Here is a 12,536-nt window from a genome sequence, read left to right as displayed (position 1 = left end):
TCATGCCGACCCGAGTGGGCCCAACGTGAAAGGCGCGCCAGGAAGGCGCGCCGTAAACTCGGGCGGTCCATAAACGATCCGGCGGCGGCGTGTCAACCTTTGGCCGACAGCGGTGCTAGTCGGGTGACATGACCCATCTTGCGGCCTTGCCGCGTTTCGGCCTTGCCGTAAAGCGTCAGCACCGCGCCCGGCTGGCGCATGATGCCGGCCGCGTCGTTGATTTCGGTTCCGATCAGGTTTTCCATCACCGCGTTCGAGTGGCGCCGGGGATCGCCGAGCGGCAGGCCGGCCACGGCTCGAATGTGCTGTTCGAACTGGGAGACGGCGCAGGCGGCGTCGGTCCAGTGGCCGGAATTGTGGACGCGCGGCGCGAACTCATTGACGAGGAAGCCGCCGTCGGCGCGCGCGAAGAACTCGACGCCGATGACGCCGACGTAACCGAGAGCCTCCATAAGTGCAAAAGCGCCGGCGCGCGCGCCGGCGAGGGTTGCCGGTTCGATGCCGGCCGGAACCAGGGAACGGCGCAGAATGCCGTCGCGGTGTTCGTTGCGGGCGGGGTCGTAGGCATGCGCGGTTCCGTCGGCACCGCGCGCCGCGATGATGGAGAATTCGAAGCTGAAATCGACGAGTTCCTCCAGGATCAGGGGAACGTCGCCCATCGCCGCGACCATGCCCCGGCACTCTTTGGCGGCGACGCCGCGCAGCACCCGTTGGCCCTTGCCGTCGTAGCCCAGGCGCCGCGTCTTGAGCACGCCGCTTCCGCCAAGCACGTCGAGCGCGTCGGCGAGATCGGCGTCACTGTCCACAGCGAAATGGCGGGCTGTGGATATGCCGGCGTCGTTGAGGAAGGTTTTTTCCGTCAGCCGGTCTTGGGCGACCTCCAGCGCCTTGGGCGGCGGCAGCACGTCAAGCCGCTCGGCCAGCGATCTCGCGGCCGCGACGGGCACGTTCTCGAATTCGTAAGTCACGACGTCGGCGCTGTCGGCGAGCGCGGCGAGCGCGGTCGGGTCGTCATAGGCGCCGACGATCTGGCTTGATGCCAGTTGCGCGGCCGGGCATCCGGGCTGCGGGTCGAGGATCACCGTCTTGTAACCCAGTCGCGCGGCGGCTGCCGCGAGCATGCGACCGAGCTGGCCGCCACCGATAATGCCGATGGTCGCGCCCGGGGCGAGCGGCGTGGTCATGCGTCGTCGGCGGGACGTGCCGCGACCTGATCGCTCTGCTGCTTGCGATAGCGGTCGAGCCTGGCCGCGAGGGCGGCATCGCCAAGGGCAAGCACGGCAGCTGCCAACAGAGCGGCGTTGACGGCGCCGGCGCGGCCGATCGCCAGCGTTCCGACCGGTATGCCGGCCGGCATCTGGACGATGGAAAGCAGCGAATCCCGGCCCGAAAGCGCTTTCGATTCAATCGGCACGCCGAAGACCGGCAGCGGCGTCATCGATGCGGTCATGCCGGGCAGGTGGGCCGCGCCGCCGGCGCCGGCGATGACGACGCGGTATCCCTTGTCGCGCGCCGTGCGGGCGAACTCGTAAAGCCGCTCCGGCGTGCGATGCGCCGAGACGATCAGCGCATCGTGGCCGATATCGAGCGTTGCCAATGTATCGGCGGCATGGCGCATGGTCGGCCAGTCCGACTGGCTTCCCATGATGATGGCGACGTCGCGAGCGGGGCTTTGCAAGGGCTGGTCCCGTGTGAAGGAGGCAAGAGGCGCCATAGCCGAAACGTCCGGTCGTCGCAAGCGACGGGCTACGATGCAGGCTCCGGCTGCCTGTCTGCGCGGGTCAGGCGATGATGTCGGGAATGATGCTGTCTTCCAGTTCGCGCAGGCGATCCTTGAGCGACAGTTTCTTCTTTTTCATGCGCTGCACCTGCAAGGGGTCGCAGCCCGTGGAGATCATCGCTTGTATGGCAGCGTCGAAGTCAGCGTGTTCCTGCTTCAAGCGCGCAAATTCGAGACGAATTTCGGCTTGGTCCTGGTCTTGCATCAAAGGTTCCCCGGCGCTGAATTCCCGCCTTTCCGGCGAGCCCGACGGGCGCCGCATCGCCTGTTGCACATAGCACATCTCGCCCGTTCAGAAAATGCTACTACCCGGCATTCGACTTGTCGGCAATCAGGTGGCACACTGCCATGGCACCGTCACGAATCGCGGAGAAAGGGTTCGTGACGGACGCTTCGAGGACCAGATGAAAGGGAACGATACACATGTCTCTAGCATCCCATCTTGAGGAATTGCGGCGCAAGCATGGAGAACTCGAACGCAAGATCGACGAGGCCCTGGCCCATCCGTCGGTCGACGACCTTGAAATCAACAGGCTGAAGCGCAGAAAACTGGCGCTGAAGGACGAAATCGAAAAGATGGAATTGCCGCCGACCAGGCACTGACCATGGCGTGCTGCGGGCCGGTTTGAGCTACAGGCCCGTAGCCCATCCCCGGCGACCCTCTATCCTTCCCAGAACTGATCGGGCCACAGGTTGAGCCTGAGGAAACCGTTATTGTCGACGGCATAGACGCGTTTCGTTCCCGTGGCTTCGAACACGACCAATCCGGCATCGAGCAGGATTTTCAGATGCTGGGAGACGGCAGGTCGTGAAATCGGCAGTCCGGCGGCCAGTTCATTGACGGTCTTGGGGCCGCGGCGCAGTTCTTCCAGCAGATGGCGCCGGTTCGGATCAGCGATCGCGGCAAAGGCGTCGGGTGTGCTCATTGCGGTCATGGTAGAGCATCGGGGAAAAGAGTGGGAAGCGTTTTTTGTCAGGCGGCGTCCGGACGGCAGCCCACTGGATCGCGATGCGCTCCGCCCTGTGACGCGGTGTCGCGGCGTCCGCATCTCCGCGCCGCGTCCTTGCACGAACCACCATCGTTTCCGATCGCATGTCGGGGCTCCGTTCGGCGCGCCGGTCTACGCGTTTGACACGGACGCCGCTTCCAGCGCCTTTTCCGCTTCCGCTTCCGCTTCCGCTTCCGCTTCCGCTTCCGCTTCCGCTTCCGCTTCCGCTTCCGCTTCCGCGCCTGCTTCGCTGCGCGGATCGAGATGCAGTCCTTCCGGGGTCAGCGCGCGCTCGGAGGGATGCGAGGTGAAGGTCTCGCGCTCCTCGACAGGGATCGGTGCGCGGCGGCTGACGCGCAGCATCGTGTAGCCGGCGAGCGCCAGGTGGGCGAGGCCGGTGGCAATAAACAGGCTTTCGGGACGCCAGGCCGCCATCAACACGGCGCCCAGAACCGGTCCGATCATGGTGCCGAAACCGTAGAGCAGCAGCAGTCCACCCGACACCTTGACGAAATCCTCGGCATCGGCGTGGTCGTTGGCGTGCGCGACGGCGATCGAATAGAGCGTGTACGCGAGAGCGCCGTAAGCGGCGGTGAGCGCGATCACGACCGTTCCGGAGCGCGCGGCCAGCAGAAAGATCGCCAGGCCGATCACGGCCGCCCCGCCGGACGCGCCGGCCAGCACGAAGCGGCGGTCGGTGCGGTCCGACAGTCGCCCGGCCGGCATCTGCAGTGCGGCGCCGGCGATCACCGCGATACTCATCATCAGTGCGATTTCGGCTGTGGAAATGCCGATACGCGCGCCGTAAACGGCACCGAGCGTGCCCCAGGCGCCGTTGGCGACGCCGATCAGCAGGCAGCCTGCGAAGGCGACCGGTGAATTGCGATAGAGCCCCTTCAGGTCGAGGGAGACATTGTGGAGGGGCCGCGGGCTCGCCTGGGCCGAAACGGTCGTGGGGATCAGGGCCAGGCAGAAAAAGATGCCGGTGATCATGAAAAAGGTCGGCGTGGCGACCGTTCCGCTGGCCAGCATCATCTGGCCGGCCATCAGCGACGCGTAGGTGACCATCATATAGAGGCCGAACACCGTGCCGCGGTTTTCGTTGGTGGCGCGCTCGTTGAGCCAGCTTTCGATGACCATGAAGGCGCCGGCCATGGCGAAGCCGGTGAACACGCGCAGGAAGATCCAGAAATATTCCTGCACCACCAGTCCGGTCAGAAGCGCGACGATGGCGCCGGTGGCGGCAAAGGCGCCGAATGAGCGTATATGGCCGACACGGCGCACCAGATGCGGGGCGATGACGCAGCCGGCGACGAAGCCGCCCGCCCAGGCGGTGCCGAGCAGGCCGAGCGATGCGGTGGAGAATCCCTCCATCTGGCCGCGCAGCGGCAGCAGCAGGCCGTGTAGCCCCGAGCCGATCAGCAGAAAGGCGGTGCCGCCGAGCAGGGCGAGTATCGGTCCGAAACTGGCAAACATGGCGGGCTCCACGAAGGGCTGGCGAGTGTCGCTTGAACACGGATGATTGCGGCGGAATTGCGGTCCGGATCAGCGATCCAGTCTGGCAATCTCGGGGGGCGGTTCGCGCATTCGTCCGGTGGGTTCCGGCCGGCCTCAGCCGCGTCGGAAAAGCGCTTCGGCCGCGGCCTTGGTCGTGCCCCGTGCCGCCATCTCGGCTTCGAGCCGCGCGATTTCGGCGCGCAACATTTCGACGCGCTCGGCCAGTTCGTGCTCCGACAGCAGCGACACATCCTGTCCGATTACGTGTGGGCGCGCCTTTTTCGGTTCGTCGTCCGCGAAGATCATCGTCTCCTCCTGATTGGCCGGGCGGCGATTGGAGGATACATTCGCGGGCGGTGGAGAATCAATTCGCGCCGCGCGTTCCGGCAGGAGGCGATATTGGACATGTCGAGCAAGATCCCCGAAACCATGACGGCAATCGCCATCACCGAGCCCGGCGGGCCGATGGTGCTGAAACCGGAAAAACGCGCGGTGCCGCGGCCGGGTGCTGGCGAAATCCTGATCAGGGTTCGCGCGGCGGGCGTGAACCGACCCGACGTCCTGCAACGCAAGGGCGCCTATCCGCCGCCGCCGGGTGCTTCGGATCTGCCGGGTCTGGAGGTGGCTGGGGAGGTGGCCGCGCTCGGCGAGGGCGCGCGCCGCTGGTCGGTGGGCGATCCGGTCTGCGCGCTGGCGCCCGGCGGCGGTTATGCGCAATATTGCGTCGTACCGGCCAGCAATGCCTTGCCGGTGCCGCACGGTTTCACGCTCACGGAAGCGGCGGCCCTGCCGGAAACCTTCTTTACCGTCTGGCACAATGTCTTCGAGCGCGGCGGGTTGAAGGAGGGCGAGCGCTTCCTGGTCCATGGCGGCTCGTCGGGAATCGGCACCACCGCGATCCAGCTCGCCTCGGCATTCGGCGCCTATGTGATCGCCACGGCCGGGTCGGACGAAAAATGCGCGGCCTGCCTGGAACTGGGTGCGGATCGCGCCGTCAACTATCGCAACGAGGATTTCGTCGCCGTCGTCGCCGAGGCGACGCAGGCCAAGGGGGTCGACGTGATTCTCGACATGGTCGGCGGCGACTATATCGGGCGCAACTATCAGGCGGCAGCGGTCGACGGCCGCATCGTACAGATCGCCTTCCTGAACGGTGCTGTCGCCAGCGCGGATTTCTCCAAGCTGATGCTCAAGCGCCTGGTTCATACCGGATCGACCCTGCGGCCGAGAACGGCGGACTTCAAAGGCGCGATCGCGGCGGCGCTGGAACGCCGGGTGTGGCCGCTTCTGGCCGAAAGGCGGGTCGCCCCGGTCATGGACATGATCTTTCCGCTGCGCGACGCCTGGCGCGCGCACGAGCGGATGGAGGAGGGACAGCATATCGGCAAGATCGTGCTCGACGTGGAATAGCACGCGATCGCTCACCGAGGTTCCCGAAGGCCGAAGAACGCCGGATCGAGGCAAAGGCGAGAAGCAGACGGCGCCTCGTCGAAACGACGCCAACCCTCGTCAGGGCCGGCATGTTGGTGTCGTCTATCGGTCGAAGTGCGGGGCGGCGCTGACGCGCCGGCGCCCGCAACGGCTCATGCCATGCCCAGGGCAGCCTTGTAGAGGTCGAGGATCGCTTCGGCTTCCTGGCGCTCGGCCTGATCCTGCTTGCGCAGCCGCACCAGCGTGCGCACCGCCTTGGTATCGAAGCCCGTGCCCTTCATCTCGGCATAGACTTCCTTGATGTCGTCGGCGATGGTCTTTTTTTCTTCTTCCAGGCGCTCGATGCGCTCGATGAAGGCCCGCAACTGGCCGGCTGCGACGGTTTCGGTGGTGGGCTCGGTGATGTCGTCGGCCATGTCGATCTCCGCAACGATTCGCAAACGCGCCGCCGGGATGCCGGCGCTGGTCGAGCGCGTGGATGCCCCAGCCCGGGGGCCGGGTCAAGCGGTCTGTCGCGTTGCAACCATCACGCCGACCATGCAATCGATATCGCGCGAGACGTGAAAACCCGGCGAGATGACGGGACCGTCAAAAGCGTGCGTGAAACTACCCGTCGGCTTTGGTCTTGACGGACAGTCGCGCCGACAGCGCCTCAATGCGTTCGGCCAGTTCGCCGAGCGTGCCGATCAGTGCGGCGTCGTTCTTGTCGGCCTTGACCAGGGCGTCGTCGCGCGTCTTGCGCAAGGTGCCGACCTCGCTCTCCAGCCCCTTCATGCGGCGCTGCAGTTCGGAAAGCTCGTCCATCACCATGATGCCGGCCATGACGGCGAGCCGGTGATCGCCGATTTCGCCGAACGAGCCCCTCAGGTGGCCGATATAACGGTCGAAGCGGCCGGCGAGTTCGACCAGATGCTCCTCCTGGCCCTCGTCGCAGGCCATCCGGTAGGATTTTCCATCAATCGTGACGGTGACCTGCGCCATTTGTCGTCATCCGTTATCGGTCAAGCACGGCGCGGATCGTTTCCATCGCCGTGACGAGGCGCCGCGACACCTCCTTGTTGGCGTCCGCCAGGCGTTCGGCGCGCGCTTCCGATGCGTCGAGCTCCTGGGCCAGGCGCGAGCGGTCGGCATTCATGCGCTGAACCTCGGCTTCTGCCTCGGCATAGTCCTGGTCCTGTTCGAGGCGGGCCGCGGCGGCGTTTTCAAGCGCATCCATCGCCTTCGCGAGACGCGCCAGAACCTCTTTCAATGTGGCTTCGCCGGTCATTCCCTTGGGATAATCCCGAATCAAGGCGGTTTCCTAACGCCTTATCCGCGAAAGATTAGACGGCGCGTGAATGTTGCGTCAACAAGCAGCGGCCGGCCTCCCCAGCTAATGGTCGCAAATGCGCGAAATCCGCTTTGGTCGGAGGGGCGCTGGCGGCTTTATTGACTCCAGGTGGTCACCTGCTATGTGGAGCCTGCCTTTCACAAGGCGCGGATTTCGGGGATTTTTCCGCTTCGTTGCACGGCGGCTTCACGACCTAGAGAGCAAACATGTCTTCACGCGATAAACACGACCGTATGGCAAATGCGATCCGGTTCTTGTCCGCCGATGCGGTCGAGAAAGCGAATTCCGGTCATCCGGGCCTGCCGATGGGCGCCGCCGACATCGCGACGGTTCTGTACAAGAAGTTTCTCAAGCACGATCCGCATCGTCCCGACTGGCCCGACCGCGACCGTTTCGTGCTCTCGGCCGGTCACGGCTCGATGCTGCTTTATTCGCTGCTTTACCTGACCGGCTACGAAGACATCACCATCGACGAGATCAAGAATTTCCGCCAACTCGGCTCGAAGACGGCGGGGCACCCGGAATTCGGTCATGCCGCCGGCATCGAGACCACCACCGGCCCGCTCGGCCAGGGACTGGCCAACGCGGTCGGCATGGCGCTGGCCGAGCGCATCCTCAATGCGCGGTTCGGCGATGCGCTGGTCGACCATCACACCTATGTTCTGGCCGGCGACGGCTGCCTGATGGAGGGCATCAGCCAGGAGGCGATCTCGCTGGCCGGCCATCTCCAGCTCGGCAAGCTGATCGTGTTCTTCGACGACAACGGCATTTCGATCGACGGCGCCGTGTCGCTTTCGGATTCGACCGACCAATGCGCCCGCTTCGAGGCGTCGGGCTGGCACACGCAGCGTTGCGACGGCCACGATCCGGACGCGATCGCCAAGGCGATCGAGGCGGCACGGGCCTCGGAGCGGCCGAGCATGATCGCCTGCAAGACGACGATCGGCTTCGGCGCGCCGAACCGGGCCGGCACCAGCAAGGCGCACGGTTCGCCGCTCGGCGCCGAAGAAATCGCCGGCGCGCGCGCCGCTCTTGGCTGGGACGCGGCACCCTTCGAGGTGCCGTCCGACATTCTCGACATGTGGCGTCTGGCCGGACTTCGTTCGGTCAAGGAACGCAAGGAGTGGGAAGGCCGGTTGACCGAAACCGAAGCCGAGATCCGCAGCGAGTTCGAACGGCGCATGCGCGGCGAGCTGCCGGGCGGTTTCGAAGCGGCGATCGCCGACTACAAGAAGGCGCTCGCCAAGGACAAGCCGAAGGTCGCGACCCGGAAATCCTCCGAGATGGCGCTCGAGATCATCAATGCGGCGCTGCCGGAAACGATCGGCGGCTCGGCCGACCTCACCGGATCGAACAACACCAAGACCAGCCAGACCGGGCCGATCGCGCCGGGCGACTACTCTGGTCGCTATGTCTATTACGGCATCCGCGAACACGGCATGGCGGCGGCGATGAACGGCATGGCGCTGCACGGCGGGATCATTCCCTATGGCGGCACGTTTCTCGTCTTCACCGACTATTGCCGCCCTGCGATCAGGCTGTCGGCGCTGATGGGCCAGCGTGTCATCTACGTGATGACGCATGATTCGATCGGGCTCGGCGAAGACGGGCCGACCCATCAACCGGTCGAGCACCTGTCGGCACTCAGGACAATTCCCAATCTGCGCGTCTACCGGCCCGCAGATGCGGTCGAAACCGCGGAGTGCTGGCAATTGGCGCTCGAAGACGGCAAGGCCCCTTCCATCCTCGCCCTGACGCGCCAGAACCTGCCGGCGGTGCGCACCAACCACTCGGAGGAAAATCTCTGCCGCTTCGGCGCTTACGATCTGGCGCCGGCCAGCGACGACGAGGTCGTGACGCTGTTTGCCACCGGATCGGAAGTCGAGATCGCGCTTGCCGCACAACGCCTGCTCGAAGCAAAGGGGCATCCCGCGCGTGTCGTGTCGGTGCCGTCGATGGAACGCTTTGCCATGCAGAGCGCGGAATATCACGCCGCGATCGTGGGATCGGCGGCGGTGAAGGTGGCGATCGAGGCTGGTGTGCGCCAGAGCTGGGACCGGCTGATCGGGTCCGACGGCATCTTCATCGGGATGGACGGTTTTGGCGCCAGCGCTCCCTACGAGCAGCTCTACAGACATTTCGGCATCACCGCCGAAGCGGTGGTGGAGGCCGTGGAAGCGCGTCTCGCCGGCCGGAACTGAGCCACGCCGGCGCGGCAGCAAGGCTGAATCCACCGGTCCAGATCAGGTTGCGGCTGGATTCTTTGCCTTGCCAGGGCTATGAAGCGCCTCGTCCGCGGGCCTTGGGCGCCATCGCTGCGCGCCGGCCGGGCCGGCGGCGTTCGAACGATCACCGGCGTGCCTCCGCGCAAGAGCTCCTGAAGGAAATATCGATGACCGTAAAAGTCGCCATCAACGGATTTGGCCGCATCGGCCGGAACATCGTCCGGGCTGTCTACGAATCGGGTCGCAAGGACATCGACATCGTGGCCGTGAACGATCTCGGGCCGGTGGAGACCAACGCCCATCTTTTGCGCTACGACAGCGTGCACGGGCGCTTTCCCTCCGAGGTGAAGGTTTCCGGCGACACGATCTCGGTCGGCAGCGACAGCTTCAAGGTGACGTCGGAACGCGACCCGTCGAAACTGCCCTGGAAGGAGCTCGGCGTCGACATCGTGCTCGAATGCACGGGCATTTTCACGTCCAAGGAGAAGGCTTCGGCGCATCTGACGGCCGGCGCGAAGCGGGTCGTGGTTTCGGCACCCGCCGACGGCGCCGACCTGACCGTGGTCTACGGCGTCAATCACGACAAGCTGACCAAGGACCACATCGTCATCTCCAACGCCTCGTGCACCACCAATTGTCTGGCGCCGGTGGCCAAGGTGCTCAACGACGCTTTCGGCATCGAAAAAGGTTTCATGACCACGGTGCACGCCTATACGGGCGACCAGCCGACGCTCGACACGATGCACAAGGATCTCTATCGCGCGCGCGCCGCGGCAGTGTCGATGATCCCGACATCGACCGGCGCGGCCAAAGCCGTCGGGCTGGTGCTGCCCGAACTCAAGGGCAAGCTTGACGGCGTGTCGATCCGCGTGCCGACGCCGAACGTGTCGGTGATCGACTTCAAGTTCGTTCCCAAGCGCGATGTCACCGTCGATGAAGTCAACCAGGCGCTGGTCGCGGCGGCGGACGGGCCGTTGAAGGGCATTCTCGCCTATACCAACGAGCCGCTGGTCTCGATCGACCTCAACCACAATCCCGCTTCGTCCACTTTCGCGCTCGACCAGACCAAGGTCGTCGAGGGCAACCTGGTGCGCGTGATGTCGTGGTACGACAATGAGTGGGGTTTCTCCAACCGCATGGCCGACACCACGGTCGCGCTCGCCAAAACCATGGCCTGAGCGCGCCGTCGCACCAGACATGCCGATAGGGCGCCCGGGCTTGCCCGGGCGTTTTTTTGCGTAATTCGTTCGCTTGCCTTGAAAAAAGCGACTTGCGGCTTGCGTCCTTCCCCGCCTTCGCCGCACTCTATGCGTCGAGGCTATCCGGGAGGTCGAGCGGAGCGGGCGTATGGAAGGCATTTATGTGGTGGTTCTGGTCGGTACGGCGCTGATCCTCGCCGCCGCCTTTTCCAGCCTCATCGCCTTCCGTTTCGGCGCGCCACTGCTGCTTCTGTTTCTGGGGATCGGTCTCGTCGCCGGTGTCGACGGTCTCGGGATCGCCTTTAGCAATGCTCCGGTAGCCTATTTCGTCGGCTCGCTTGCGCTGGCGGTTATCCTGTTCGATTCTGGCTTCGGCACCCGGCTGGCCTCGTTTCGCCAGGCGGCCGGCCCGGCGCTGTCGCTGGCCACGCTCGGCGTCGCGCTGACAACGGCGCTTTTCGGCGTCGCGGCGCGATATCTCACCGGGCTCGGCTGGATGGAATCCTTCCTGCTCGGCGCGGCCGTGGCCTCGACCGACGCCGCGGCGGTGTTTTTTCTGCTCAGGGCCGGCAATCTCAACATCCGCGACCGGGTCCGCTCGACGCTGGAGGTCGAATCGGGCTCGAACGACCCGATCGCCATCTTCCTGACCATCACCTTCGTCACGCTGATCGCCACCGGCAGCGATCCGAAGGCCGAGGTGCTGTTGGTCGATATCCTGACCGGGTTCGCCATCCAGATGGGGCTCGGCCTCGCCGCCGGCGTCAGCGGCGGCTTTGTGATCGCGCGGCTGGTGGAGTGGCTGAAACTCGATCGCGGCCTGCTGCCGATCTTCACCATCACCTTGTCGCTGCTTTTGTTCGGCCTGGCCGGCGCGGTCGGCGGTTCGGGATTCCTGGCCGTCTATGTCGCCGGACTGATCGCCGGCAATTCCGGCGTGCGTTCGGCCGCGCATCTCAAGCAGTTCCAGGATGGGCTCACCTGGCTGGCGCAGATCATCATGTTTCTGGTGCTCGGCCTTTTCGCAACGCCGTCACAATTCCCCGCGATCGCGTTGCCTGCGGTCGCGCTCGGCCTGTTCCTGATCTTCGTGGCCCGCCCGATCGCGGTGTGGCTGTGCCTGGCGCCGTTCCGCTTCACCCGCGCCGAGACGGCCTTCGTGTCCTGGGTGGGCCTGCGCGGCGCGGTCTCCATCCTGCTCGCGCTGACGCCGCTGCTGGAGAATCTCGCCGTCGGGGGCGTCATCTTCAACGCTGCGTTCATCATCGTACTGGTCTCGCTGATCGTGCAGGGCTGGACGATCGGGCCACTGGCGCGCCGGCTCGGCCTTGTGGTGCCGCCGCGCATCGGGCCGCTCGACAAGGTTGAACTTGAGCTGCCTGGCGCCGCCCATCACGAACTGCTCGCCTATCGCGTCGTTGCCGGCAGTCCGGTGGCGACCGGCGTACGCATACCGCGCTGGGCGCGCCCGTCGCTGGTGGTGCGCGACGGGCGATCGATGACCTATCAATATGCAGGCAGGCTGGAGGCCGAAGATCACGTCTACATCTTCGTCTCCGACCGTTATCCGCGGCTGCTCGACCGGCTGTTTGCGAGCCGGGCCGAACTCGACCCGGAGGATGCGGACTTCTTCGGCGCCTTCGCCATCGACGCGACCCGTCCCGCCGCCGATCTCGACGCCGCCTACGGGCTCGGCCTGTCGGAAGCCGACGCGGCAAAACCGATCGTGGAGTTGATGACGGAGCGTCTCGGCGGCAAGGCCGAATATGCCGACCGGGTCACGATCGGCCCGGTCGAACTGATCGTGCGCGATGTCGACGACAAGGCACGGATCGCCGAGGTCGGGCTGTCCTTTGAGCCGCATCAGGAGGCGCCGAAAATTCCGGTCTTCCTGAGCGCGGGCGAGATTCGCGACCGCGCGCTGGAAGCGTTCAAATCGTGGCGCGAGCGACGGCGCGAAAAGCGGCTGCGGGCCGCTGACAAGCCGCCGCCGCACAAGTCCGACAACGACGACGATCCATCGCAGATGGTTTTGCCGCAATAAGGCGGAGGGCGACTTGCGCCCGGGCCGGCAATCGTTATGGT

At 65.4% G+C, this 12,536-nt stretch carries 14 protein-coding genes; 5 read left to right on the top strand and 9 right to left on the bottom strand.

The annotated features are described in order from the left end of the window. Window positions 1-92 precede the first annotated feature (92 nt). From ACT2B0_RS18170 to ACT2B0_RS18160, 3 genes are all read right to left on the bottom strand, one after another. Window positions 93-1,184, bottom strand: coding sequence for a 5-(carboxyamino)imidazole ribonucleotide synthase (locus tag ACT2B0_RS18170; RefSeq protein WP_473459737.1), 1,092 nt, complete (start codon window positions 1,182-1,184; stop codon window positions 93-95). Further along, window positions 1,181-1,645 carry a 5-(carboxyamino)imidazole ribonucleotide mutase gene (purE, locus tag ACT2B0_RS18165; RefSeq protein ID WP_473466075.1) on the bottom strand — a complete coding sequence of 155 codons (465 nt, stop codon included), beginning with the start codon at window positions 1,643-1,645 and terminating at the stop codon, window positions 1,181-1,183. Before purE ends, ACT2B0_RS18170 begins: the two co-directional genes overlap by 4 nt. Window positions 1,646-1,781: 136 nt before the next feature. After that, a complete protein-coding gene (locus ACT2B0_RS18160; RefSeq protein ID WP_473459736.1) occupies window positions 1,782-1,985 on the bottom strand; it encodes a YdcH family protein in 204 nt (67 codons plus the stop codon). Window positions 1,986-2,203: 218 nt separating this feature from the next. Between ACT2B0_RS18160 and ACT2B0_RS18155 the strand changes: the two genes are divergently transcribed. Further along, window positions 2,204-2,383, top strand: coding sequence for a YdcH family protein (locus ACT2B0_RS18155; RefSeq protein WP_473459735.1), 180 nt, complete (start codon window positions 2,204-2,206; stop codon window positions 2,381-2,383). Window positions 2,384-2,442: 59 nt separating this feature from the next. On the opposite strand, the gene ACT2B0_RS18150 is transcribed toward ACT2B0_RS18155, so the two are convergent. The 3 genes from ACT2B0_RS18150 to ACT2B0_RS18140 all read right to left on the bottom strand — a co-directional run bounded on the left by ACT2B0_RS18150 (window position 2,443) and on the right by ACT2B0_RS18140 (window position 4,572). Next, window positions 2,443-2,706 carry an ArsR/SmtB family transcription factor gene (locus ACT2B0_RS18150; RefSeq protein WP_473459734.1) on the bottom strand — a complete coding sequence of 88 codons (264 nt, stop codon included), beginning with the start codon at window positions 2,704-2,706 and terminating at the stop codon, window positions 2,443-2,445. A 195-nt stretch (window positions 2,707-2,901) separates the two neighbouring features. Then, complete coding sequence (locus ACT2B0_RS18145) at window positions 2,902-4,245, bottom strand: MFS transporter (protein WP_473459733.1); 1,344 nt, start codon at window positions 4,243-4,245, stop codon at window positions 2,902-2,904. Between the two features lie 135 nt (window positions 4,246-4,380). Continuing rightward, on the bottom strand, window positions 4,381-4,572 hold the full coding sequence (locus ACT2B0_RS18140; RefSeq protein WP_473459732.1) for a DUF1192 domain-containing protein: 192 nt from the start codon (window positions 4,570-4,572) through the stop codon (window positions 4,381-4,383). 99 nt (window positions 4,573-4,671) lie between these two features. On the opposite strand from ACT2B0_RS18140, the gene ACT2B0_RS18135 reads away from it, so the two are divergent. Beyond that, window positions 4,672-5,676, top strand: a complete 1,005-nt coding sequence (locus tag ACT2B0_RS18135; protein ID WP_473459731.1) for an NAD(P)H-quinone oxidoreductase — start codon at window positions 4,672-4,674, stop codon at window positions 5,674-5,676. A gap of 173 nt (window positions 5,677-5,849) precedes the next feature. Here ACT2B0_RS18135 and ACT2B0_RS18130 read toward each other — a convergent pair whose 3' ends face one another. The 3 genes from ACT2B0_RS18130 to ACT2B0_RS18120 all read right to left on the bottom strand — a co-directional run bounded on the left by ACT2B0_RS18130 (window position 5,850) and on the right by ACT2B0_RS18120 (window position 6,964). Further along, window positions 5,850-6,113 (bottom strand): DUF2312 domain-containing protein, encoded by a 264-nt coding sequence (locus tag ACT2B0_RS18130; protein WP_106570110.1) that lies wholly within the window; start codon window positions 6,111-6,113, stop codon window positions 5,850-5,852. Between the two features lie 190 nt (window positions 6,114-6,303). Then, entirely contained in the window at window positions 6,304-6,678 is a 375-nt protein-coding gene (locus ACT2B0_RS18125; RefSeq protein WP_473459730.1) for a cell division protein ZapA, read from the bottom strand. Window positions 6,679-6,691: 13 nt separating this feature from the next. Then, the gene (locus tag ACT2B0_RS18120) at window positions 6,692-6,964 is read right to left on the bottom strand and encodes a DUF4164 domain-containing protein (protein WP_473466073.1); all 273 of its coding nucleotides are present in this window, start codon (window positions 6,962-6,964) and stop codon (window positions 6,692-6,694) included. A 269-nt stretch (window positions 6,965-7,233) separates the two neighbouring features. On the opposite strand from ACT2B0_RS18120, the gene tkt reads away from it, so the two are divergent. The 3 genes from tkt to ACT2B0_RS18105 all read left to right on the top strand — a co-directional run bounded on the left by tkt (window position 7,234) and on the right by ACT2B0_RS18105 (window position 12,495). After that, window positions 7,234-9,228 carry a transketolase gene (gene tkt / locus ACT2B0_RS18115; protein WP_473459729.1) on the top strand — a complete coding sequence of 665 codons (1,995 nt, stop codon included), beginning with the start codon at window positions 7,234-7,236 and terminating at the stop codon, window positions 9,226-9,228. A 191-nt stretch (window positions 9,229-9,419) separates the two neighbouring features. Beyond that, window positions 9,420-10,430 (top strand): type I glyceraldehyde-3-phosphate dehydrogenase, encoded by a 1,011-nt coding sequence (gene gap / locus ACT2B0_RS18110; protein WP_473459728.1) that lies wholly within the window; start codon window positions 9,420-9,422, stop codon window positions 10,428-10,430. Window positions 10,431-10,599: 169 nt separating this feature from the next. Beyond that, window positions 10,600-12,495 carry a potassium/proton antiporter gene (locus tag ACT2B0_RS18105; RefSeq protein ID WP_473459727.1) on the top strand — a complete coding sequence of 632 codons (1,896 nt, stop codon included), beginning with the start codon at window positions 10,600-10,602 and terminating at the stop codon, window positions 12,493-12,495. Window positions 12,496-12,536 lie beyond the last annotated feature (41 nt).

The organism is Nitratireductor sp. J20-h4 (assembly GCF_056780505.1).
Note: the sequence above shows the minus strand (reverse complement) of the source record. Positions and strands in the feature narration are given on the sequence as shown.

Excerpts from the sequence above, each read along its gene's own strand:
- ACT2B0_RS18170 (WP_473459737.1), bottom strand. The coding sequence starts at position 1,184 with ATGACCACGCCGCTCGCCCCGGGCGCGACCATCGGCATTATCGGTGGC.
- purE (WP_473466075.1), bottom strand. The coding sequence starts at position 1,645 with ATGGGAAGCCAGTCGGACTGGCCGACCATGCGCCATGCCGCCGATACA.
- ACT2B0_RS18160 (WP_473459736.1), bottom strand. The coding sequence starts at position 1,985 with ATGCAAGACCAGGACCAAGCCGAAATTCGTCTCGAATTTGCGCGCTTG.
- ACT2B0_RS18155 (WP_473459735.1), top strand. The coding sequence starts at position 2,204 with ATGTCTCTAGCATCCCATCTTGAGGAATTGCGGCGCAAGCATGGAGAA.
- ACT2B0_RS18150 (WP_473459734.1), bottom strand. The coding sequence starts at position 2,706 with ATGAGCACACCCGACGCCTTTGCCGCGATCGCTGATCCGAACCGGCGC.
- ACT2B0_RS18145 (WP_473459733.1), bottom strand. The coding sequence starts at position 4,245 with ATGTTTGCCAGTTTCGGACCGATACTCGCCCTGCTCGGCGGCACCGCC.
- ACT2B0_RS18140 (WP_473459732.1), bottom strand. The coding sequence starts at position 4,572 with ATGATCTTCGCGGACGACGAACCGAAAAAGGCGCGCCCACACGTAATC.
- ACT2B0_RS18135 (WP_473459731.1), top strand. The coding sequence starts at position 4,672 with ATGTCGAGCAAGATCCCCGAAACCATGACGGCAATCGCCATCACCGAG.
- ACT2B0_RS18130 (WP_106570110.1), bottom strand. The coding sequence starts at position 6,113 with ATGGCCGACGACATCACCGAGCCCACCACCGAAACCGTCGCAGCCGGC.
- ACT2B0_RS18125 (WP_473459730.1), bottom strand. The coding sequence starts at position 6,678 with ATGGCGCAGGTCACCGTCACGATTGATGGAAAATCCTACCGGATGGCC.
- ACT2B0_RS18120 (WP_473466073.1), bottom strand. The coding sequence starts at position 6,964 with ATGACCGGCGAAGCCACATTGAAAGAGGTTCTGGCGCGTCTCGCGAAG.
- tkt (WP_473459729.1), top strand. The coding sequence starts at position 7,234 with ATGTCTTCACGCGATAAACACGACCGTATGGCAAATGCGATCCGGTTC.
- gap (WP_473459728.1), top strand. The coding sequence starts at position 9,420 with ATGACCGTAAAAGTCGCCATCAACGGATTTGGCCGCATCGGCCGGAAC.
- ACT2B0_RS18105 (WP_473459727.1), top strand. The coding sequence starts at position 10,600 with ATGGAAGGCATTTATGTGGTGGTTCTGGTCGGTACGGCGCTGATCCTC.